The organism is Arthrobacter sp. D1-29 (genome assembly GCF_054130585.1).
The window spans coordinates 3,242,732-3,266,171 of record NZ_CP096383.1 but is presented as its reverse complement, the minus strand read 5'-3'; the positions used below and the strand labels follow the sequence as shown (position 1 = coordinate 3,266,171).

The following is a 23,440-nucleotide window of genomic DNA, read 5'->3' as shown; positions in this document are numbered from 1 at the left end:
CTATTGGCTTTTGGGCAGGTCCTGCAGCTCCTGCTGGCCCACGCAGTTTCGGGTGGCGGGGATTTTCGCTGCCGCGCCGGAAAGATCGGCCAGGACAGTGGCGGAAGGGATCTTTTCCGGGTCCAGCAGGATTTCGGTGGCAGGCTCGCGCCCGAACGTGGTCAGCGTGTAGATGGGGTCGCCCTCCTTGATGACCCAATCAATGCCGTTCACGCTAACGCAACGGTCCGTCGTCGGCCCCGGCACGTTGACGCCGCATCGCAGGACCACCAGGGAGGGATCCCCCCAGGCTGCAGTGGCCTGGCTGTTCGTCTTCCGCAGCCTGGCGTCACCGATGGAGTCCGGCAGCGCCAACATCATCGGGGCGCAGGCTGGATTCGCGGCGTCTTTTGCGGCAGCCACGTCCACAACGGGCGAGCAGGCAGTCAGTCCTAGGAACGCGGCTCCAGTCGTAACGGCGAGGGCAATGAGCCGAAGCGTGGACTCGAAGGGAACAACTGGATGCATGGATCAAGCCTAAACGCGGAGACGGTAAGACTATGACCGGTTGTGTAATTGCACATCCGTGCAGCCATAACATCTTACGATTGTGGTCGTCCAGTAGACTGGGAGTCGCGGGTCGATCTGCCGCAAGCTCAGGGCGGCAAACAACTATGCACAATGTATTCGATATGGGGGAGGAATGCCGGTGATCGATCGCGGCTGGAGACATAAGTTTGCCAACATGGTTCTCAGTGCTGCGGTGACGTCCGCGCTGGTGCTCTGTCCGGTCGGGGTAGCCTTCGCCACGGAGACTCCTCCCATTAGTCCTCCGCCCCTGACAGTGCTTGAACCGGGGCCGACTGAATCACAAACACCACCACCAGCGGAACCCACAGAACCGGTCACCGATCCGGCGCCGGATCCGGATCCGGGTACGGTGCCTAACCAGCCATCGGATCCATTCCCCGGCACGCAGAACCCGGCGGCTCCGCCTTTGGTGGCCGAAGAGCCAGCCTTCAATCCGCCGGGATATGCTGCCCCTGTCGTCCTTCCTCCTGCACTGCCCATAGAGGTAACCGAGGAAACGGTCCCCCATACCGTGGCTACGGAGCCTGCCCCGGAGCCAGCAGTTATGACCCCAGCCCCTTTTGAATCTACCGCTGCCGCAGCGCCACCTGAAAAGCCCGCCGCCGTGGTTGAGTCCACGGTTCAGGCGGCAGTTGCGGCGGCGTCTGGCAGCCCCCTATGGCTACAGGCTGCTGTCGTTTGCGCCCTCTTGGGCCTGGGCTACGGTTACTTTCGCTTTCTTCGGTCGGCAAGGATGACAATTTCAGCCAGGGCGGGCAAGTCCTGAGTGATGAAATACGGATCGCCGATAGATGGCGGGGCCTTGAACGAGGCTCCGCAGATCACCCTCATCACCCATTCGTACTGGCCTGAGCACAGCCCGCCTCAGCGCCGCTGGACAGCCATGATAAAGGAGTTTTCCCGCGCCGGGTGGGGGATTGACGTGGTCGCGCCAGTGGCTCATTATCCCTTCGGCAGGAGAAACCTGCCGCGCCTTACTGCCGGCCGCGGATTCCGTGTCCTCAACGGGCAGTTCACCGAAAAGATCATGCATGTGCCGTATTTGCGTCACGGTACATCGCGCGTTGCACGCTTATTGGATCAATGCTATTCCGCGGCGCTGTCTGTTCCGGCGGGCCTGCTCGTGAGGAAGCCTGACGTCGTAATTGTGACAGCCCCGGCTCTCCCCTCCCTGGCCGCTGGCTACCTCTTGGCAAAACTACGCAGGGTGCCGCTTATCGTTGAAATGCGGGATGCTTGGCCGGACCTGGCCCGGGATGCACGGATTGTTAAGGGCAAGGTCAAAGGCGTCATCGAGCACCTGGTGGACTTCGTCCAGCACCGTGCCGACCTCGTGATCACAGTGACCGAGGGATTTGCTGCAACCCTTCGGGCACGCGGTGTCCGGAATGTAGCCACCGTCAGTAACGGTGTTCATCTGGAGTCGATTCCAGTCATGAAACCACCGGATCTCATCCGCCCCATTTTTGAAGCCCTGTACCTCGGAAACCATGGCGAGAGTCAGAAGCTGGATGTTGCCATACGCGCCAGCGCACTTGTGGGCGAATCAATGCACCTGCATATGGTGGGTCATGGGACCCAGCGGCCGGCTCTGGAGAAGCTTGCACGACTTTTGAATGCCCCAGTTACTTTCCATGCGCCCCTGCACGCTGAAGCAGTTCTCGAGCGTTACGCATCGGCCGATACATGCTTGGTATCCCTTCGTGATGATTGGAAGTCCTTTGAAACGACGGTCCCGTCCAAGACCTACGAGGTACTGGCCGTAGGCCGCCACGTCACAGCGATCGTCCGTGGGGAGGCCGCCCGGATTATCAGGGAGGCTGAAGCGGGTGACATTGTGGAGAGCGATCCGAACAAACTTGCTGCCCTCTGGCGAGAACTTGCGGCGGACCGCGGGCGGCTCGTGCGGAACGGAACCAGCAGGGAGTGGGTGAAGGCCCACGCCGAATACGAACCATTGGCCAGCCAGTACATGGACCTCATATGTTCGCTTCTCGGCAAAGGATCCACCAGAATCTAATGTTTCAGCTCTTGAAGAACGTGCTGCTCGGCTTCACTACAGTTTGGCACCACCTGGGCGATGACCCGGTGGTGCTTTGCCTTCAGGTTTCGCGACGGCTCCCGATGCCTGCTGTTCTGTACGTTGCCCGCTGGACGTGCGCGGCCGCACCCCGCAACTCGGCGGCAGTGATCGTGCTCCTTGCAGCCCTTATTCTGGGTGACCATGCCGATGTTGCCAGGCGCTTGAATCTTGCTTTGGATGGCAAGGTTTCGGGAGTCAGAGCGCGACGACTGGCCGACATTGCCATCGCCGCCAGCCAGAGTGACCTGTCAGACCGCTTGCTGGATGCAGCAAAAAATGCATCGGGCGTCTACTCCACACAAGCTCGACGGCTTTGGCACCGGGGCCTGATGACTGATGCAGTTGCGGCCTTGGACACGGCTGGGGCGTCGCGGATGCACCGTGAACGGCTCTCCGGGGAACTCAGGGTGTTCCAGGGCTTTGCGCCAGCACTGCCCAACCAACCCGGCTACGTGCCGACCCCTGGTCGAGTGCTCCACCTCCTCACCAATTCCCTCCCTCATACGAGTAGCGGTTATGCCCAGCGTTCACATTCGATGCTGCTGGCCCAGCAAGAAGTTGGCTGGGACGTCTTAGCGGTCACAAGGCTGGGTTATCCCGTCCAAGTGGGGAAATTGCTGGCGCGGACCAGCGATATTGTTGATGGCGTTCGATATCGCCGGCTGCTTCCGGCCATCTTGGCTCCGTCAATGGACGCACGCTTGCAGCAGCAGGCAAATGAGCTTCTCCGAGTCGCTCTGGAGTTTAAGCCCGCGGTACTCCACACCACTACGCACTACGTCAACGGAATCGTAGTTCGTGCCGTCGCCGAGGCCTTGGGAATCCCTTGGGTTTATGAAGTCCGTGGACAACTCGCAGACACATGGGCGTCGGCGCGAGGTCCAGCTGCCCGCGACAGCGAGCGGTATCATTTGTTTCACAAGCGTGAAACCCAAATGATGCGGGACGCGGATCTAGTCGTCACGCTAGGTTCAGCCATGAAGGCGAACATTGTTTGCGGCGGTGTCCCGCCGGAAAAGGTGATTATCGCCCCAAACGCCGTCGGCGGGGTGTTCCTGAACGAGCCTGTGGATTCTGCTGCGGCCCGGCATAAGTTAGGGCTGCCGACCAATGGTCAATACATCGGCACTGTCAGTAGTCTCGTTCCGTATGAAGGACTAGACGACCTGATCGGAGCCTTCGAACTCCTGGCCCCCAAGCATCCTGACCTGCGGCTCCTGGTAGTCGGCGACGGTCAGTCGCTGCCATCGCTAAAGGGACAAGCCGAACGCACTGGCTTTATTGATCGCATAATCTTTACAGGCCGTGTGTCCAGAGACCAGGCAGCTTTGTACCACCAGGCCCTGGATGTCTTCGTTGTTCCCCGTAAGGATCTTGCGGTCACTCGATCCGTAACACCTTTGAAGCCGGTGGAGGCTCTGGCCTGCGGCAGACCTGTCGTCGCCAGCCGACTCGCCGCACTCGAAGAGATAGTCACCGACGGCAAAAACGGTCTCCTCGCGGTTCCCGAGGATCGACATGACTTCGCGGCTAAACTCGAACGGTTACTCAACTCCCAGGATCTCAGGATCCGTTTGGGGAACGCGGGACGACGGGAAGTGCTTGACTCTCGTACTTGGCGAGCGAACGCGGCTACTCTCAACACGGCATACAAGCAACTGATGGAGGCTCCTTGTTGAGCTCGAATACCACGCAGGCCTCCCGGGGGCCTCAGCCAACTCCGATAACAACTTCCGTCAACCTGCGCGGACTCCGCCGCGTGGGTGCCCGGCCCCCCTTCCTCGATTATCTTGTGTCGCTCTGGGACTACAGGCACTTCATCTTTTTCGATGCTCAGGCTCGTGTTCAGACCGGAAACGAACAGGACCATCTTGGCAGGGCTTGGCTGGTGTTGGGTCCCCTCTTGAACGGTCTGATGTTCTACCTGATCATGGGCGTCATATTGAAGTCAGGAAGCGGGATCGAGAACTTCGTTTCTTTTTTGATCATCGGCGTTTTCCTCTTTCAGATGTCGACCCGTGCCATCACGTCGTCGTCGCGCGTCATAACTGCGAACAAGAACGTAATCCATGCATTTCAGTTTCCGCGAGCCAGCCTGGTCCTTGCGGCCAACTTGCGGGAGCTTCTCTCCAATGTTCCGGTCCTGATCACGATGCTCATTCTGATCATTGTTCTGCCGCCCGCAGAAGAGATTACTTGGCGCTGGCTGCTGATCATACCGGTGGTGGCCCTGCAGTTCGTTTTCAACCTCGGCGTCGGCCTGATCCTTGCCCGGGTGGTGGCAGTGTTCAACGATGCGAGCCAGCTGATCTCCTATGCAATGCGCCTGTGGATGTACGGCTCCTGCATGTTTTACTCGATTGAAAGGTTCGACGATATGCCCGTCGTGAAGACGATCATGGAGTACAACCCTCTGTACAACGTCCTCGACTTGGCTAGGGAAACGTTGCTGTACGGAAATATCGGGGAATGGCGGTCTTGGGCAATCCTTGCGCTTTGGTCCATTTCGGCGCTGGCTATTGGAACCGTGGTCTTCTGGCGGGGGGAGGAGACGTATGGGCGAGAACTCTGAGCTGAATTTTGTCGAAGGGACGCCGTCCGTCGTCATCGACAAGGTCAGCATGACCTACAAAACCACTTCCCGGTCCCGCGTTGAGGCCTCTTCTGCCGGCTCTACCTGGCAGATGATCAAACAGAACGTGGGGAAGACTACGGCTGTCAGTGTCACGGCACTAAAGGAGTTGTCCCTTGTCGTCGAGCACGGGGAGTCTGTCGGGATTATTGGCCGTAATGGTTCGGGCAAAAGTACCTTGCTCAAAGTGGTGGGCGGGCAGATTCCTCCGACATCCGGTGCGGTTTACGCCACATCCACGCCAGTTATGCTGGGCGTCAACGCAGCACTGATACCCGGATTGTCAGGCGACCAGAACATAGTTCTGGGCTGTCTGGCTATGGGCATGTCCCGGCATCAGATCGATGACAAGTACTCAGCGATTGTCGAGTTATCCGGGTTGGACGAAGCAATCCATATGCCGATGAAATCCTATTCCGCTGGCATGGCTTCCCGGCTCCGCTTTGCAATTGCTGCGGCAATCGATCCGGAAATTCTGATAATTGATGAAGCACTGAACACGGGCGATGCACAATTCAAGGACCGAACGCGCAAACGTATGTTGGAACTGCTTGGCCAGGCTGGCACGGTCTTCCTGGTCAGCCACAGCATGTCCACTGTGCTCGACTTGTGCAATAGAGCCATTTGGATCGATCAGGGAGAGTTGCTTGCTGACGGCACACCGGCGGACGTGGTCAAGTCGTACCGCCTGTTTACCCAGCGAATGGCCGACGGCGACCGGGTTGGCGCCCTCAAACTCCGCCGACGGATGATTAACGACCTCCAAGTAGCTGACGTAAGCGACCGCAATTCATTGAGGCGGTCCAGATCTTGAGAGCCGACGTCAGAACCCTTCGTAGACTTTTGTGGCATTTCAGGACAGGCGGGTTGCGGCAGGTCCGGACGTGGCGGGAGCGTGAAGCCTTCGAGGCCGGCCACCGTAAACTGGCGACCGTTCGCGGCGCTGAGGGTGTATGGGTTGGCCGCGGCAGAAAAAAGCAGCTGAAATTCCGGCCGTCTGTGGTGCCGCCCGCCCGCCTGAGTTCCCCGAAGATGGCTCGTGTAGGTGTGGTTTTCGATGATTTTTCTGCACTCGGCTTCGGCCTCGAGTGGGATTGCGTGCATCTCTCCCCAAAGACTTGGCGCGAGCAACTCTCCGAGCAAGATGTGGACATGGTGTTCATTGAGTCGGCTTGGAAGGGGCTACAAGGGCTGTGGGCAGGAAAGATTGCCCGTCAGGACCATATGGGACAATCACCATTGCGGGAGTTGACCGATTGGTGCCGGGAGCGATCTATTCCCACAGCATTCTGGAACAAGGAGGATCCTCCGCACTACGACGACTTTCTCGCGTCGGCAAAATTGTTCGACTTCGTGTTCACGAGCGACACCAACAGGGTTGAAGCGTACATTCGGGATCTGGGGCACGACCGGGTGGACGTGTTGTCCTTCGCAGCCCAGCCTGTCATTCACAATCCCGTTCGCCCCAAACACGGCTGGCACGAACGAGATGTGGCCTTCGGAGGGATGTATTTCACGGCGAAGTACCCAGACCGCCGCCGGCAGTTGGATACCTTGCTAAGTGCAGCTGATGCAGCCTCACCTGCGATGGAAACCGGGTTGGAGATCTTCTCGCGGCAGCTGGGCGGAGACCCTAGATACCAGTTCCCGGCTCCGTTCGATGCCAGGGTTGTGGGCAAGCTGGACTACTTGGAGATGGTTACGGCCTACAAGGCCTACAAAACTTTCCTCAACGTGAACTCGGTGGTGGACTCTCCCACCATGTGTTCCCGCCGGGTTTTTGAGATCATTGCCTCAGGATCAAACCTGTTGACGACCCCCAGCGCTGCCATAAACACTCACTTCTCCCCGGATGAAATCTTCACTGTTGACACCGAGGCTGAAGCCGAACACCTCCTGCGGGCCTTGCATCGAAATCCGGAATTGGGTGAGCGCCAACTGCACAAGGGTCAGCGGAGGATCTGGCGGGAACACACTTACCAGGCGAGGAGCAACCAAATACTGGCAGCCGTGGCACCGAAGCTGTTGGTTGAGGCCCGGCGCCCGACCGTATCCGTTCTTGTATCGACCATTCGTCCTTGGCAGCTTGAACACGTTTTCCAAACCGTTGGAAGCCAGCGCGGCGTCGACGCAGAGCTGGTGTTGTTGACGCACGGATTCACGGCCGACGCACTGACGATCCGTAATCTGAAAGATCAATACGGAGTTTCAGCTATAACACTGCTTGCAGCGGACGCTCAGGTTCCCTTGGGGGAGTGCCTCAATATGTGTGTATCGGCGGCCTCCGGAGAGGTCCTGACGAAGATGGATGACGACGACTTTTACGCCCCGGAATATCTCAGTGACCAGCTCTATTCGCTCGCCTTTTCCGGTTCGGATGTGGTCGGTAAACAGGCGCACTACATGTTTCTTGTGGACCGGAATGCAACGCTGCTTCGCTTTCCCGAGTGGGAACACCGATATACTCGGACGGTCATGGGTCCCACAATCATGGGCGCCGCGGACGTTTTCCGCAGCAGCCCTTTTGCCGCGGTGGGCAGCGGAGAAGATACACGTTTCCTCCGCCGTGTGGTTGGCGACGGTGGCGTGGTCTATGCATCTGACAGGTTTAATTACTGCCAGCAGCGGTCGTCAACAGGGCACACCTGGAAGGTCGGCGAGAACGAGCTGCTGGCCAGCAGTGCTTTGAAGTTTTTTGGAAATTACAGAGATCAAGTCTCTGTCTGACTGGGGGTTCCCTTGAATACGATTGAAACAGTAGCTGTCATTGGTTTGGGCTATATCGGTCTGCCGACGGCGGCGATCCTTGCCGGCAACGGCATCCACGTTATCGGGGTGGACGTCAACGCCAACACGGTCGAGTCCGTCAACCGAGGCGAAGTTCCTTTTGTAGAGCCAGACTTGGCTTCCTATGTCGCCGGCGCGGTGAGCCAGCACAAGCTGAGCGCGTCCACTGAAACGCCGGTTGCCCAAGCGTACATCGTTGCGGTGCCCACGCCATTCAACCCGGACCACACGGCAGACGTGACCTACATCAAGGCGGCCGCACGTGGTATCGCGCCGCAGCTTGTGGGCGGGGAACTAGTCATACTGGAGTCCACTTCGCCTCCGGGAACCACCCAGCTTCTGGGTGATTACCTCATCAGTCTCCGGCCGGACCTCAGCCTCGACGGAGCTGACGGCAGGCCGTCCATCCATGTGGCCCATTGTCCAGAGCGCGTCCTGCCTGGCCGAATCATGATTGAGCTTGTCACGAACGACCGAATCGTGGGTGGCCTCACCCCCGAAGCTGCCCAACTTGCCAAAGCACTCTACGCAGTCTTCTGCCAGGGAGAAATCCTGGTAACCGATGCGGCCACCGCGGAAATGGCAAAGCTGGTGGAGAATTCATATCGGGACGTCAATATCGCCTTTGCGAACGAGCTCTCGGTGATCAGCGACAAACTTGGTATTAACGTTTGGGAACTCATTAGGCTTGCCAACCACCATCCTCGCGTCAATATCCTGCAGCCAGGGCCGGGTGTTGGCGGTCACTGCATCGCCGTGGACCCCTGGTTCATTGTCGCTGCGGCCCCGGAGGAGGCGCAGCTCATCCGGCAGGCACGGGAGACAAACGACTCGAAGCCCGATTGGGTCGTACGAAAAGTGCAAGAGGCAGTAGGCGGTGTCGTCTCGCCAAAGATTGCTGTCCTCGGACTGGCGTTCAAAGCCAACATCGATGACCTCCGCGAGTCGCCGGCCGTTGCCATCGTCGAAAAGCTCAGCCTGAAGCTCGATGGCGCTGAACTCCTGGTTGTGGAACCTCATGTGGACCGCCTGCCGAAGCAGCTTTCCGGTCTGAACAATGTAATGCTGCAGGACTTGGACATGGCCGTTGGTGCGGCCGACGCAGTCGTGCTCCTCGTGGATCACGACGCATTTAGAGAAATGGACCGGCAGGTCATGCGCGGAAAGCCATTCTTGGACACGCGGGGAATCTGGCAGTAATTCCCAAGCCAACCGCGGACACGGAGTGACGTCTTGAAGTATGCAGATGAAGTTGCCCAGCTGGCAACGGTGAAATTGGCCAAACGTAAGAGGTATCTGCGGGATATTGACGCCGTCATCCAGGACTATGAGCGACTCTTGGCCCATGAAGCAAAAAGTCGACGACGGGTTGAAGTCCTTGAAAAGGACCTTCGGGCCATGCGACGGGCCCGGGACAACGCCATGGCTGAGCTGAAATCGGCGAACGATGACCGAAACAAACTCAAATCAACGCTAAAAGCCCTTCGCTCTTCCAAGAGCCTTCGATTGGGGCAGGCAATCCTTGCCCCCGCACGGAGTCTCTCGCGCGTCTTAAGTGACAAAGGAACGTCGGCTCAGATTAGTCCAAATTTGCCGGTGCGCTCGACAGCAGGAGGGCCCGTCCAGCCTGCGAAGCAGCCAGGCGGCTCTAAGGCGCCGCAAGCCGTTTCCAGACCCGTCAAGACCGCGGCACCTACCCCTGTCAGGCGCGAAGACCTCATCAGTGAGGTTGAGGCGAATCCGTCTAAGGCGGCCGCTCTGAAGCTGATTTCACACGACTACTTCACCAGGGGAGCGATCCTGGAACCCGCGGAGTTCATTCTGGAGAACTCCGCACTGCTGACAGACCTGACTGGTTCCGACCTCGCGCTTGTACAAAATGTTCTTGGGCAGCGCGAACTGCTGACCCGGGAGCAGTTTCTCTCCCCTCGGCAACCCAATGCAGGATACTTGGCGGAGCGCAACCGGATCATGTACTGCGCTCACAGCACCGGCCACTACAACAGCAACGGCTATGCGACACGAACCGGGGGTGTCGTCGCCGGGCTCAAAGCAAATGGCGAAGACGTGTTGGTCGTGGCGCGTCCCGGGTACCCCTGGGATTCGAAAGTCGATGTTGAGGTTTCATCCAAGGAACGCTTTGAACGTGAGATCAGTGGTGTCGCGCATATCTTTAATCCTGGACCAAGTTGGACCGCCGACCGTCTCGACTATTATCTGGCTGAGTCCGTCGACGTCTACGTTCGCGAAGCCCAGCGCAATCGGGTCTCGCTTATCCAATCTGCATCTAACTATGTGACGGCCCTCCCGGCTCTTATGGCGGCTCGAAGGCTTGGCATCCCATTCGCCTATGAAGTGCGCGGTCTTTGGGAGATCACACAGCTATCAAACAACCCCCTCTGGGCTGAAACAGACCGCTACAAGCTTGCCCTCAAACTTGAAACCCTCGTGGCCAGGGAAGCCGATCTCGTCCTGGCAATAACCAGCCAGGTGCGGGATGAACTGGTGGTGCGCGGGGTTGATTCAACCGCTATCAGCTTGATGCCTAATTCGGTCGACACGGACACGTTTGCTCCGATGCCTGCTCTTAAGTCGCTTCGTCGAGAACTTGGACTTGCGGAGACGACAACTGTCGTCGGCTACGCCGGGAGCCTCGTCGCCTATGAGGGCCTCGAGGATCTCCTGGAGGCGGCCCGGATAGTCCTGGCTGGCGGGCTTGATGTCACGTTTGTGATCGTGGGAGACGGCGTTCAGTTGCGTGAACTGAAACGGTTGGCCGTTGAACTCGGAATCGCTGAAAGCGTCAAGTTCACCGGTAGAGTGCCGGCCGGAGAAATTCCGAATTATGTCAGTCTTTTTGACATCATGCCTTGCCCCCGGAGGAGGTTGCCGGTTACCGAAATGGTTTCACCGCTAAAACCCCTCGAGGCCATGGCAAGCGCCAAGGCTTTGATTCTCAGCGACCTCGCACCTTTGCGCGATCTGGCCGGACCCGGGCAGGATCGAGCTTTGCTCTCCGAAGCCGGGAATCCGAGCTCTCTCGCTGAGGCCATCCAAGTTTTGGCCCGGGATCCCGAACGTCGGGCTGTCATGGGCAGACGGGCGCGCCTATGGGCTATCGACGAACGAACATGGAGGTTTACCGGCAGCAAGGCAGTTGAAGCCCACGTGCGTGCCGGCAAGCGCACGGCACCGCCCAAAGGACGGCGCTTGTCGGAGCTGACCGTCGGCATCATTGCCGATGAATTCACTCTGGAGGGGATGCGAGGCGAATCCAAAATGGTGGAGCTCCGTCCGGACTCTTGGCGCCAGCAGGTGGATGCGCAGCCGCTGGATGCTCTGCTGGTAGAGTCCGCGTGGGAGGGCATCGACGGCGAGTGGAAGCAAAAGGTCGGCTACTATGACGACGAGCGATTCTCCGCCCTGAGAGCTATCCTGGAACACTGCAATGCCGCGGGAGTCCCTACGATCTTCTGGAATAAGGAAGATCCTGTCCACTTCAACAGATTCAGCCATACCGCGTACCATTTTGACCACGTGTTCACGACAGATTCGGACTGCATCCGTCGGTACATGGCTCATGGCGGTCCCCGACAGCGAACGGTGGCCTCGCTTTCCTTCTATGCCCAGTCCCGGCTACATAATATCGTGCCATCTGGCCGGCCATATGATCACTCCGTCGCCTACGCCGGTTCGTTCTATGGCGAGAGGTATAAGGCACGGTCAGAAGAACTAGCCATGATCCTTGACGTTGCCAAAAACCACGGGTTGTCGATTTACGACAGGCAGCACCTAAACCCGGACAGTCCCTACCGGTTCCCTGAACATCTCGCCCGATACGTGCGTGGCGGTCTGACCTACGCCGAAATGGTTGATGCGTATAAAACGCATCCTGTGCACGTGAATGTGAACTCTGTCGACGGTTCACCGACCATGTTCTCGAGGCGCGTCATGGAGGTAGCGGCGTCCGGCTCGGCGGTCTTGAGCGGGAAAGGCATTGGTGTTAACCAGGTCATGAATGGACTTGTGCCGGTCATCGACGGCGCAGAAGACTTGGAGCTGCTTATTGGCGAATGGATGAATAATGAGTCAGCGCGGATAAGGGACGCTTGGCTCGCATACAGGCATGTCCACCGGGGGCATACCGCGGCTCATCGGTTGGCGTACATACTTCGAACTGCCGGGCTGGTCATTGAAGCACCAGAGATCCCCAGTTATTCGGTATTCGTTGATACCTATACCCCGGAAATTGCCTCGGTGATCGCTATGCAGACCGTGCAACCAGTCCGGATCTACTGCATCGAAAACAGAATGGTCCCGGAATTAGCCATAGAGATCGTGGCTAGTTTCGCCGAGGCCGCCGACATGGCGATGGCTGAGGGGGTCCAATTTATAGGTTCACCTGGAACAGGACATGGCGATCGAACGGTATTCGAGGACATGCTCACCGCCACCACGTTTGGTACGTGGAGTGCGGTCGGGATTGAGAGAGACAACCTGGACACGCCAGGTCTTGGGCTGGCCCGTCATGGTTCAGCGGCATCGGGCGGGCCGGTGCTCACGGCCCTCGTGGACCGGCAAAATGACGGCCCTCTCTGTCTCCGGCGTGAACTCGTACCCCAGGAGCACTTGTCCTCGGTGCGTTTGGTTAGCAAACCAAGAAGCGTACTGATTGCAGGGCACGACCTAAAATTCGCCGCGGGCATCGTTTCGGAGCTTGAGGCGTTGGGGCATAGCGTCATGATCGACAAATGGTCGGATCATAACAAACACGATGAAAGTGAAAGCCAGCGCATGCTGGCCCAGGCTGATGTTATTTTTTGTGAATGGACACTCGGGAATGCCGTTTGGTATTCAAAGAATAAGTCTTCGAATCAGCGTCTGGTCACTAGGCTTCATCTTCAAGAGATCTTTCGGCCCTTTGTTAAGGATGTTTCCTACGCGAGTGTGGATGACGTGGTCTTTGTTGGAAAGCATCTCCTCGAGGTGGCCGTCAGGGACCACGGTGTTCCGCGAAGTATCAGTCGTGTGATTCCGAACGCAGTAGACACGGTGGGGCTTCGCCAGGATAAAGTGGCCGACGCCAGGTTCAATCTCGGCTTTGTTGGAATTGTTCCTGCCCGCAAACGGCTGGATAAGGCCTTGGACGTTCTACGGCTTCTCCGCATGCAGGACGATCGTTACCAGCTTTTCATCAAGGGTAAGCGGCCGGAAGAGTTCGATTGGATGGCGAATCGACCGGAGGAGATGTCGTTTTACGATGAGCAGTACCGGCGTATCGAAACCGATCCGCTTCTTGTGGGCGCTGTCACATTTGATGGCCAGGGCGACGACATGGCAGCCTGGTACCGCAAGATCGGAGTGGTTCTGTCCCTGAGCGACTTCGAATCATTCCACCTCACCCTTCCCGATGGCGCTGCCTCCGGCGCGCTGCCTGCAAGCCTGGCATGGCCGGGCGCTGACCAGATTTACCCGACAAGCTGGCTTCATGCAGATGCGGGCGAACTCGCTGAGTTCCTCGGATCGTTGGACGACAGTTCGTGGGCCCATGCTTCGGCAATGGCACAGGACTACGTTGTCTCCCGATTCGACTCCAAAGATGTGCTTGCTGCGATGACTGGCGTCATCCTCGGTGAAAACTCGTCAGTGCCCGGCCGACCGCAGGGGTAAGAGTTCACCCTGTTCTGCGCACACGATTTGCGCAGAACAGGGTGCCAAGGGCTTCATGCCCGGCTGGGGCGTGCGGTGTAATCCGTGTAGCGCGACATGTCCCTGCTGATTATCCGGGCAGGAACGCCGGCGACCACGCAGTTATCCGGAACCTCATCCAGCACTACGGCATTGGCTCCGATAACCACGTTATTACCGATTTTCCCTCCGAAGCACTTGGCGCCAGGGGCAATAAATACATTGTTGCCAATGATGGGCGTCCCATTCCCTCGGACTCGGCCACCCAACGTCACATTCTGCGCAATGACGCAGTCCCGGCCTATCACTGAATCTGGGTGGATTACGGTCCCGATACCACCTATCCCCAGCCGAGTTCCTTCCCCAATGGTGGCCAGAAAGGGTACGCGGCAATTGAACTTATTGAAGATAAACGTCTGAATATGCATTGCACCCTCCTTAAATCCTTCGAGATAAGCCGAGCGAGACAATCGGTATAAATCCATGACGCTGAACCGATGAAGCTCTTTGGATAGAATATCAACAGCGCCATTGGCGAGTGTGAAATCGTGCAGTCCGGCGTATTCAGGCTCATACATCTCATGGCCGACTGCGATGGCCTCCGCCGGCATCTCATCGATCCCGACGACTGTGCGACCAAAAAAATCTGCTCCGATGTATTCCCCGACTGGGTCGACGAAACAGAGGACGTTATTTCTTGCTGCAAAAACATGGGCAGCAAATCCGGAAGTTCGGTTTACGCCGAAGACTGCAACATTTTTTGTATCCGGTAACCGGGGAACATCGCTGAAGCCTTCAAAACGAAAGCGCTCTGATATCTCGGAGATGATCTCACCGGAATCAGATTTGGCATAGGACTTTACGCGATAGACTCCTGCTTTGTCCAGCGGGAAAGTATGAGTGGGCTGAACGGTGTAAGGTGTTCGCTCAATCACTTCATCGTTCCGGAATAGATAGAAAGCATACAGTCTCGCGTTGAAATTTACTTTTACCTGTAATTGAAAAAAATTTTTGAGTTCAATTTCTGTATTTTGCAATGTTCTCATTTTCGGTGAGTGACGGATGAAACCCGGCAACGATAGTACTTAATCCCATTCTACTTTGTGCCGATGTCTGCCTTCGGGCGAATCCTGCGCCGACAGCAGTTTGTGGGGCGAATCCTGTGCCAAACCTGCGCAGTACCTAAGCCGGAGGGTCCAGTCAAGAATTAGACTGGTGGTGGCGCTGGACGGTGACTCTCGTCTGCGTGGGGGAAGATACGGGCCGCAGTCCGAAAATCCTTATTCTGCAAGTGCCTATCCGCAGTGGAGGAAAGCCAATGGAATCTCCGAACAAGCCGTTCTTGTTCCGTATGCTCCGTCGTGCTCCGAAGGGGTGGTTGAGGGCTGCGCTAAGCCCCGCTGCGACGGGCACGGCGCTAGCTATCCTGGCAAGTACGTTAGTTGCAGGCCCTGCAGCGGCTGCTACTTTGAGCGAGCAGCGTGCTGCCCTGCGCCAGATCACTTACGCTGCGGGCACGGACTACGCGAACGCCCGCCCGTTTGTGGCGGAGCTGGCCAGGAGGAATGCACTGACGGTCAAGGATGCAATAGCAGCAGGCACTGCATCCCTTAAGGCTGCTGGTGATGAGCTGACGTTGGCGAAGACTCAAGAGGCGATGGATGCAGTGGCCTCACGGATCAGGGAAGAGGCAACGAGGGCGGGGACAGTTCGGAAGGTTGCTGAACAGCTCTCCATTTTGGTTGATCTTCGAAGTGCCCAACAAGCCGTTGCCACAAAGGCCCTAAACGACTTATCGGCCGCCCGAATAACGCTCAGCACCTATGGGGGATCAAAGGACAGAACCAGCGCCTTCACCACGCAACTCGCGGCGGATCTCACCATCCAGTTAGGTGTTATCGGCAAACCCGTCCCGGCACCGGACCTGAAATCCGGGGCCTGGCTCTCGACGCTACAGAATGGGACAGGCCCAATCCCGGCCGTTCCAGGCTGGGTTGGATTCCCGGGCGGGTGCGCTTTGCCTTCTGCCAGCAGCACATTCGTCCCCGTTCTTCCGACAGATGGTCCTGGCGTTGGCACGTCGAAGCAACTGGTAGCCGATGCGAAATCCCGCCAGGGGGCAGACACCGCACTGGCGTCGGTCCATGCCCAGATGCTTCGGTCCGCGTCCGCGGAATCGGCCCGGACCATGCCATTGGCGGAACTTCGTGAGGCCTACGTTCCCCGCGTGGCCCGGTTGGGATATGGCTGGCTGTCCGGCGCCGACAGCGTATCCCGAAGCGTCCTTGCCGCGGAAGCCAACCAAATACTCGCAGCCGGCCCCGAGGACATGGACACTCTGTCGTCTTCCCATTTGCTGCTCGCTGCGGCGACAGCGACGGATTGGGCCAAGGCGAGCGGCATGGAGGAGAATGTACTCGTCCGATGGCTCGGGCCGCAGACTTGTCTGCAGGCCGACGGTGAAAACTTCGTGGATGCCGCAACTAACATCGCCGCGATCCATAACGCTGCTAATTTTGTAGCCGCGGCGGTTTTTCTCAAGAAGTCTCCGGCACGAGCTGCTGCGCTGGCTAAGGAGTCCCTTAGTTCAATCCAGCCGGCCCTTGGAATGATTACCACGGACGGTGGTACCCAGGAAGGCCCGGGGTATTGGACTTACCAAAGTCGGGCAATATCCGTGCTGTACTCCACATTGCCCAATGCATATTCAGCAATTCCAGTCTCGATGCCAACACTCGCCAGGGTTTCAGGCTACGCGATGAACAGCACGGATCCTGACAACCGGCCAACGCCATTCGCCGACGCTAGTCCAGCCGAACTGAGTCCGCTGATGCCCGCCTGGGATGCCCATGTTCGGAAGGACCCTGCGGTTGCGGCGTGGGTTGCCGAAAGGTTTAAGCAGAAGCCTGATGCCTATCTTATGTGGTGGAGTTCGCCGGCAGGTGTGCTGCCTGCAAAGAAGTCGTCGGTCTACCCGCAGACGGGACTGGCTGCCCTCCATCTGCCGGCAAGCACAGCGACGCTCAAGGGTGGTGTGAACAGCGCCAACCATGCTCATCTTGATCTGGGAACAGTTTCCTTCTATCGCCGCGGGGTTCAGTGGTCGGTGGATCCTGGCACTCCGGAAGGAGCTGCGCCGGGCTACTACTCGGACCCGACGCGCTGGACCTATTGGAAGCCAGGTACATCCGCCCACTCGACCTTGATGGTACAAGGCACAAACCAGCCAACAACTGCAACTGCGCCCGTGACTATGCCCACTACGTCCAGCGCTCTAGTGGACCTGCGGAAGGCGTTCCCGGGATCGACCCTGGCAACCCGCTCAGTTGACCACGGACAGTCCGCGATGGTGATCAAAGACACCATTCGATCGGACAAACCTGTGGACCTTGTTTGGCAGTGGGTGACTGATGCCTCGGTAAGTTTGGGCTCTGATCGCGCAGTTCTTCGGCGCAGCGGACAGACTCTGGTCCTCCGATTTGCTGGTATTCCTGCTGGCGCCTCACTCACTGCGGTACCTGCCCCGGAGAACGGACCGGGCGGTCAACCATTGACCATCGTCAAGCTAACCATGCCGCAGGTACAGAACCTGGCCCTTACCACCTCGGCATATTAGCCGGCGTGATCACGGAAGCGTCACCCAGGGCGTGGTGAAAGCTCGGACATCATCGTCCTCGGGGTTTCTCACGAATACCCTTGCCCGGTAGCGTCCTGCGGGCATCTCCCTCCATAGGGCGGTGCTGTCCGAGCTATACGGCTTTCTGGCGACGGACTCCGTGCCACAGTACAGACGCGATGCAAGTTGCCAGCCGGCCGGCATAAAGACGTCAAGACTTATTGCCGCCGGATCTCCGCCTGATTTTTGGAATGTGAACGGGACTGTCTCTTCGCCTGATTCAGAGATCTCTTGCTCAATCTTCGAGGTGAGGAATTGTCGATATACAGCTCCGATCTCGGCGTGGGGAAGCCCAGGCAGAACTGTGAGGTCGAGTTGTTTTTGGCAGTTCTCAGCGTGGGATTTCAACGGGAGGACGTGGTTCTTGTAGTGGTGGTCTGCCTCGCCCACCAATATCGATAGCCGGGTGCTGTCGAGCATATCGTCGATGGCTTCGAAAACGACCGCATCGAGGACGTTCACCGATCTGTCGCTGGTGTCGCCCATCATGAATTCGAGCATGTTGGGGTGCGGGACCTGCAGGAATGAACCGATTTTGACCTGTGGTGCTCCGACGATAATGTGTCCGGCCCCGGCGGCGATGCCGTGGAGTATGGCTGCGGTCCCGCCTTTCGAGGAACCTGCCGTAATGAGGTCGCTGGCAGTGAGGCCGAGGCGGTCCAACTCGCGTGCAATGAGCGCTTGTGTAGCGTCAAAAATGGACAGGTCGCCATGGTCGCTCAAGTAGTAGGATCCCTGGTCCCCGAAGTCATCAAGGATATACAGGGCATGAACACCGGTTGTATCAACGGACTTCTTGTAGTTGAACGTGAAGTCGCCCGGCTGGTGGATGGCAGTAAAAACGACGGCAAGCTTGCTTTGTCCCATCGCTGAGCTGGCCGGTACCTGGAGGTAGTTCAAACTGACGCTTCCACTGCTGCGAAGCCAGCCATTCGATTTATCGTTCAGTCCGCGGTCGAGATAGTTGAACTCTGCCAATCGGATGCGCGTGCGAAGCTGAGCGTGGCTTCCTTGAAATGAGATTTTTACGACCGGAGCAGGCATTGCTTCGCCGAAGCGAGGAAAGCGCCAGCCGAGGGGCTTAGGCCGTTCCTCTCCTTTGTGGAGTGAGACTTTGGTGGCGACATTCGCATCAAAGTGCAAATCCATGACCTTCCGGCCACCATGGAACAGCTCGAAGCCCTGCCCGTGGACAACGGCTTCAACATCCGTGCCGAGGTTCCACAGCAATTCGTAGGTGTGTTCTTCCTGGCTTTCGACGGTGTCCGAAACATCAATGTAGGGAATTCCTGCTCTCTCCTGAATGCTTACGGTTCTGGAGTGAGATGTATCCTTCCAGCGCTGAGTGCGGCCAGTCACGCTGTAGCCGTCCTCGCGCACCTCATGCGCCTCGAGGGTGGTCAAATGAGCCGATCCGTCGGTACGCGGCAGGGAGATGCCGTCGACAACGATGCAGTTGTGCGCATAGGACGAATAGCCGTACTTCGTCAGTGGATCATTATAGTCGTATCCATAGGGGCCGGCCTCAGACAGCAAATCGATGCCACCGCTGCGCAAAAACAGACTCAGGTCATCGGAATGTTTGTGGTAGTTCGCGTTGTAGGCCGCGCTGAAGAAGGCGAAGGTTGCTTTGGGATTTCCCCATTCGCTTCGATAGATTGCATATCCCGATTCGGGCAAAACCAATGTTCTCTGTAAGGGCTTTGAGCCCATGCGTCCAGCGGACGCAGCATAAGCAAATTCCGCACTGCCAAAGATGTTTTGGCGGGCGGCGCGAGTTTCCAATTGTTGGGTCGTGTCGCTAATGGGTGGGTACATTCCATTCGGCATGACGGCATGTGTTGCATACATGGCTGCATTCCGAAGCAGCGACCTGTAATAATCAGCATGGCCGTGCCCTGTCTGAGACAGGATTTCCAATACCCCGTGGACGTACTTGGACACCATGAGGTGATATGTCGGAGTATTTTCGATATGAACACCGTCGGAAGTGAACGATGTCGAAAAGTATGAATACAGCCGTGCCGTGGCTGTCTCAAAGAACCCTTCGCGCTCGTGCGGCGAGACGAAGTCACACATAACCGAAAAATAGACAAGGGAGATGTCCTGGAACATTCCGTGGTTGTTGCCCGTGGCATGAAATTCGTTTGTCGCCAACAGCCGAGCTGTGTCCAGTGCCAAGCCAGCCAGCCAATTGTAATCGTCGGAGGATACGACGTCTTTCAGCCGCACGAGCAGCGCCGTCAGCTGGATAAGTCGCTGGGCGGTGGTCTCGTCATGGTGCGAGACTTCGGGGATCCGTGTGCCGTCTGCGTAGTTTGCAGCCCAGTTGCGGGCCACCCCTATCGCGAAAGCGGCGTACTCCGGCGACGAGTGCGGGTCATTGAGTACAGTCCCGTGCCAGTCAGAAAAGAATAGGAAGCCGTGAACAAATCGCGCCTGTGAACGTTGGGTTGTATCTGCCCAGATCTCGCCGCCATTGAAGGCTAGGTTCCCAAATCTGGGGCTGACGATTTTTCCGTCTATAAGGAACGTTTCCGCGCGCGATCGGGCAGTTTCATCTGCTGCGACGGGGAGCTGGCGTGCTACAGCCTCCCGCATGAGGTCAAAATCAATCGGCACCAAAAAGTTCTCCAGACTCTACCGTGGTCCGTAGGCGTAAAGCCCGGCATCAGCTGCGCGCGACTTCTCGTGGGTCACAGCCCGAATTCGGCGATTCTGTCTCCGACCTTCAGCAGGTGCGCCACCGCCGCTATGGTGCGTTCGGAGGCCTTGCCGTCCCCATAGGGATTGACAGCGTTCGCCATGGAATCGAAGTGCGCCTGGTCATGCAGGAGCCGGTCAACCTCCTTAAAGATACGCTCTTCGTCGGTTCCGATCAGAGTCACCGTTCCGGCGTCGACCGCCTCTGGACGTTCAGTGTTATCGCGCATCACAAGAACAGGCTTGCCCAGGCTCGGTGCCTCTTCCTGCACTCCGCCCGAATCTGTAAGGACGATGTGTGCCAGAGAGAGCATACGGGTAAATTCTCCATAAGCCAGAGGCTCGGTGACAATAACATTCGGCTTGCCTTCTAGCGCGGGCAGCACGGCTTCACGGACAACGGGATTCTTGTGCGCCGGCAAAACGATCATCATGTCAGGTTCGGCGTCCGCAATTCGTGCCAGGGCCCGGCCCACCCCACGCATCGCATCCCCTTGATTCTCACGCCGGTGAGTGGTCACAAGTAGAATCTTGCGGCCGCTGGCGGCGAGTTCTTCGAGCTGAGGGTCCGTAAAGGGAATCTGCTTGCCGACGGTCGTGAGGAGTGCATCAATGACCGAATTGCCGGTGACTACTATGTCGCTGGCGTTGATGCCCTCGGCGAGGAGGTTTGCACGGCTGACACTTGTAGGAGCAAGATGCAGGCTTGCAATTTGGCTCGTTATCTTGCGGTTGGCCTCCTCCGGGAATGGAGAGAAAAGATCGCCACTGCGAAGCCCTGCTTCGACGTGCACAACCGGGATACCGTGATAGAAGGCCGCGATGGCACCCGCTGTCGACGTCGTCGTATCGCCTTGCACAATGACGGCGTCAGGCTTCTTATTGCTGAACAGCTTGTCCAAGCCGTCGATGGTCCGCGTCATGATCGCCGAGAGTGTTTGACGCTGCTGAAGGATGTTGAGGTCATGATCCGGCACAATACCGAAGAGTTCGTTGACCTGGTCCAGCATTTCGCGGTGCTGGCCGGTGACGGTCACAACGCAGTCAAAGAGCTCTGACTCGTGGAGCGCGGCGACGATAGGAGCCATCTTGATGGCCTCCGGTCGTGTGCCAAAGATAGGCATGATGCTGGGCATAGGTATTCCCCCAAAATTGTGGACGACTCGGCGATAATGCTACGGGACAGCCGATAGATCGCTGAATCGGAGCTCCTGCATTACCAAGGTGGCCAGTGAAATCACCCGGCAATATTCCGCTTGTTTTCCTTTAGCCCGCAAAAATCAAAGCAAGAACCAGCACAGGAATGCTGATCGTGACAAATATCACTACTAACAATGCGACGGCCCGTTTGCGTCCGAATGCCCGGACTCGAGCCGACGCGACTCCGCCCTGTCGCTCGGGTTGGAGGGCGCGTGGTGCTTGTTGCGGCAGTGGATCCAGACCGCTGACCAGGAGGTTGTCAGGTATTTCGGGGTGAAAGACCCGTCGTCTCAGGTGGCGCGGAGCGGCGATCAGCTGCGGAGTGTCCTCTGATTCCTCCATAGTTTGCTCCTCGTCACGTGATGGCGCTTCGGCTGCTGCCGATGCCCCAACCTAACTGCTGAAGACTCAATCAACAGCGTCAAATGTTACATCCAGCCCACTATGAGCCACATTCCGGGTGCAGATTCACGTCAATCAGGCCGCCCGTCTCGATGACAAACCGCCGCAGCCACTCCACTGAATCGAGGTCGGGTTTGGACGCCACCATGTTCACTGTGGCGTCCGTGCACTGCTGGATCAGGGTTTCTGACCTGGGCACATGATAGGAGGACGTGACCACGGCTATGGAGGTCCAGCCGTTGGTCTTGACTAAATCACCGATAACCTCTGCCTCGCTACGCGTATCCAGGCCCGTAGGCCGGAAACAGATCAACGACGGACTGGGGCGGGAAGCTCCACGGCAGAGCGCGTCCGCGGTTGCGTTTCCCGGCGTGTCCGTCCAGGACACCACCAGTACTGCGGCCCCTTCGTCCGCAAAACGCTGGGCAACAGGCAACCGTTCTTCGCTGCTGCCGCCCAGAACGATCACAGCATCCACGGGAGATGTCGGCGAAGCCGGCGAGTTGAGGCAGAACAGCAGCAGACATGCGGTGAACCACAGACCGAAGACTACGAGAAGGGTGAAGGTAGCGATCTTCGCAGCCATGGTCCCCTTCTGATTCACTCTGCAAGTCTAGGTGCCCGTGCGGTGCCTGGTTGTCGGCTCGAGCAGATAGCGTAGGGCTGTGCCCGCAGAACATTTGACAGTCGCCGCGCTCTCCGAGTCCGAACTCCTTGCCCGGATCTTCCCACGTCTAAAAGTCGAGGGCGGCCATTCCAAAGCCATGATGCTTTTGGGACCAGGTGATGACGCCGCCATCATCGCTTCTCCGGACGGCAGGACGGTCATCAGCATAGACACGCAGGTACAGGACCAGGATTTCCGGCTGCTCTGGCCCAACGGGTACCGCACAACAGGCTACGACGTCGGCTGGAAGGCTGCGGCGCAGAACCTCAGCGACATCAACGCCATGGGAGCCACTGCCACGTCCATGGTGGTCAGCCTGACCCTGCCTCCGGAAACCCCGGTCGGCTGGGTGGAGGACCTGGCAGACGGCCTGACGGCGGGAATCCGCGAGCTGGGTGCGGTGGACTGCTCCGTGGCCGGCGGCGACCTGGGCCGCGGCCGGGAAATCTCCGTCTCCGTCGCCGTCCTTGGCACACTCGCAGGTGGAGACGCGGTGCTGCGTTCCGGTGCACGCCCGGGAGATGTCCTGGCATTTGCCGGCACAGCTGGCCGGGCAGCCGCTGGATTGGCGCTGCTGGAATCCGGCCGGGACGTCAGCACCATCAGCCCGGAACAGCGGGTACTCCTGGATGTCCAGTGCAGGCCCCTGCCGCCGTTGTCGGCCGGACCGACGGCCCGGCTGGCCGGCGCCACCGCCATGCTGGACGTTTCGGACGGGCTCGTCCGAGATGGCGCACGCCTGGCCAGCGCCAGCGGCGTTGTCCTGGACCTGGATCCGCAGGAGCTGAAGCGGCTGGCGGAGTGCCTGGTGCCGGCGTCGGACCTTCTGGGCACGGACCCGCTGGCCTGGGTCCTGGGTGGCGGAGAGGACCACGGACTCCTGGCCACATTTCCGCCGGACATACAGCTGCCTCCCGTATTCACTGCGATAGGCTCAGTACAAGCCTTGGGGATGAACGAAAGCCCGGGCGTCAAAATTTCAGGCCACACCGCTGACACCGGGGGATGGGATCACTTTGCAGACTAAGGTTG

At 58.2% G+C, this 23,440-nt stretch carries 15 protein-coding genes; 9 read left to right on the top strand and 6 right to left on the bottom strand.

The window, feature by feature from the left end; genetic code table 11:
- Complete coding sequence (locus M1E17_RS14735; RefSeq protein WP_457962736.1) at positions 1 to 507, bottom strand: DUF3515 domain-containing protein; 507 nt, start codon at positions 505 to 507, stop codon at positions 1 to 3.
- An 832-nt stretch (positions 508 to 1,339) separates the two neighbouring features.
- On the opposite strand from M1E17_RS14735, the gene M1E17_RS14730 reads away from it, so the two are divergent.
- The 7 genes from M1E17_RS14730 to M1E17_RS14700 are packed head-to-tail and all read left to right on the top strand — an operon-like array spanning position 1,340 to position 13,742.
- The gene (locus M1E17_RS14730) at positions 1,340 to 2,590 is read left to right on the top strand and encodes a glycosyltransferase family 4 protein (RefSeq protein WP_457962735.1); all 1,251 of its coding nucleotides are present in this window, start codon (positions 1,340 to 1,342) and stop codon (positions 2,588 to 2,590) included.
- On the top strand, positions 2,590 to 4,332 hold the full coding sequence (locus tag M1E17_RS14725; RefSeq protein WP_457962734.1) for a glycosyltransferase family 4 protein: 1,743 nt from the start codon (positions 2,590 to 2,592) through the stop codon (positions 4,330 to 4,332). Before M1E17_RS14730 ends, M1E17_RS14725 begins: the two co-directional genes overlap by 1 nt.
- Positions 4,329 to 5,225 (top strand): ABC transporter permease, encoded by an 897-nt coding sequence (locus tag M1E17_RS14720; RefSeq protein ID WP_457962733.1) that lies wholly within the window; start codon positions 4,329 to 4,331, stop codon positions 5,223 to 5,225. Before M1E17_RS14725 ends, M1E17_RS14720 begins: the two co-directional genes overlap by 4 nt.
- Complete coding sequence (locus tag M1E17_RS14715) at positions 5,209 to 6,099, top strand: ABC transporter ATP-binding protein (protein ID WP_457962732.1); 891 nt, start codon at positions 5,209 to 5,211, stop codon at positions 6,097 to 6,099. Before M1E17_RS14720 ends, M1E17_RS14715 begins: the two co-directional genes overlap by 17 nt.
- Before the next feature lie 53 nt (positions 6,100 to 6,152).
- Positions 6,153 to 8,012: a glycosyltransferase family protein gene (locus M1E17_RS14710; protein ID WP_457962731.1), complete on the top strand. Its 1,860-nt coding sequence runs from the start codon at positions 6,153 to 6,155 to the stop codon at positions 8,010 to 8,012.
- Between the two features lie 12 nt (positions 8,013 to 8,024).
- On the top strand, positions 8,025 to 9,272 hold the full coding sequence (gene wecC, locus M1E17_RS14705; RefSeq protein ID WP_457962730.1) for a UDP-N-acetyl-D-mannosamine dehydrogenase: 1,248 nt from the start codon (positions 8,025 to 8,027) through the stop codon (positions 9,270 to 9,272).
- Between the two features lie 33 nt (positions 9,273 to 9,305).
- The gene (locus M1E17_RS14700; RefSeq protein ID WP_457962729.1) at positions 9,306 to 13,742 is read left to right on the top strand and encodes a glycosyltransferase; all 4,437 of its coding nucleotides are present in this window, start codon (positions 9,306 to 9,308) and stop codon (positions 13,740 to 13,742) included.
- A 53-nt stretch (positions 13,743 to 13,795) separates the two neighbouring features.
- Here the strand turns inward: M1E17_RS14700 and M1E17_RS14695 are convergent, their stop codons facing one another.
- A complete protein-coding gene (locus M1E17_RS14695; protein ID WP_457962728.1) occupies positions 13,796 to 14,797 on the bottom strand; it encodes a serine O-acetyltransferase in 1,002 nt (333 codons plus the stop codon).
- A gap of 431 nt (positions 14,798 to 15,228) precedes the next feature.
- Between M1E17_RS14695 and M1E17_RS14690 the strand changes: the two genes are divergently transcribed.
- Positions 15,229 to 17,376 (top strand): heparinase II/III domain-containing protein, encoded by a 2,148-nt coding sequence (locus tag M1E17_RS14690; protein WP_457962727.1) that lies wholly within the window; start codon positions 15,229 to 15,231, stop codon positions 17,374 to 17,376.
- A gap of 9 nt (positions 17,377 to 17,385) precedes the next feature.
- Here the strand turns inward: M1E17_RS14690 and M1E17_RS14685 are convergent, their stop codons facing one another.
- The 4 genes from M1E17_RS14685 to M1E17_RS14670 all read right to left on the bottom strand — a co-directional run bounded on the left by M1E17_RS14685 (position 17,386) and on the right by M1E17_RS14670 (position 22,345).
- Entirely contained in the window at positions 17,386 to 20,058 is a 2,673-nt protein-coding gene (locus tag M1E17_RS14685) for a heparinase II/III domain-containing protein (RefSeq protein ID WP_457962726.1), read from the bottom strand.
- Positions 20,059 to 20,132: 74 nt separating this feature from the next.
- Complete coding sequence (gene wecB, locus M1E17_RS14680; RefSeq protein WP_457962725.1) at positions 20,133 to 21,275, bottom strand: non-hydrolyzing UDP-N-acetylglucosamine 2-epimerase; 1,143 nt, start codon at positions 21,273 to 21,275, stop codon at positions 20,133 to 20,135.
- A 130-nt stretch (positions 21,276 to 21,405) separates the two neighbouring features.
- Complete coding sequence (locus M1E17_RS14675; RefSeq protein ID WP_457962724.1) at positions 21,406 to 21,681, bottom strand: hypothetical protein; 276 nt, start codon at positions 21,679 to 21,681, stop codon at positions 21,406 to 21,408.
- 100 nt (positions 21,682 to 21,781) lie between these two features.
- On the bottom strand, positions 21,782 to 22,345 hold the full coding sequence (locus tag M1E17_RS14670; protein WP_457962723.1) for a YdcF family protein: 564 nt from the start codon (positions 22,343 to 22,345) through the stop codon (positions 21,782 to 21,784).
- 61 nt (positions 22,346 to 22,406) lie between these two features.
- On the opposite strand from M1E17_RS14670, the gene thiL reads away from it, so the two are divergent.
- Positions 22,407 to 23,435, top strand: a complete 1,029-nt coding sequence (thiL, locus tag M1E17_RS14665; protein ID WP_457962722.1) for a thiamine-phosphate kinase — start codon at positions 22,407 to 22,409, stop codon at positions 23,433 to 23,435.
- Positions 23,436 to 23,440: the final 5 nt, after the last annotated feature.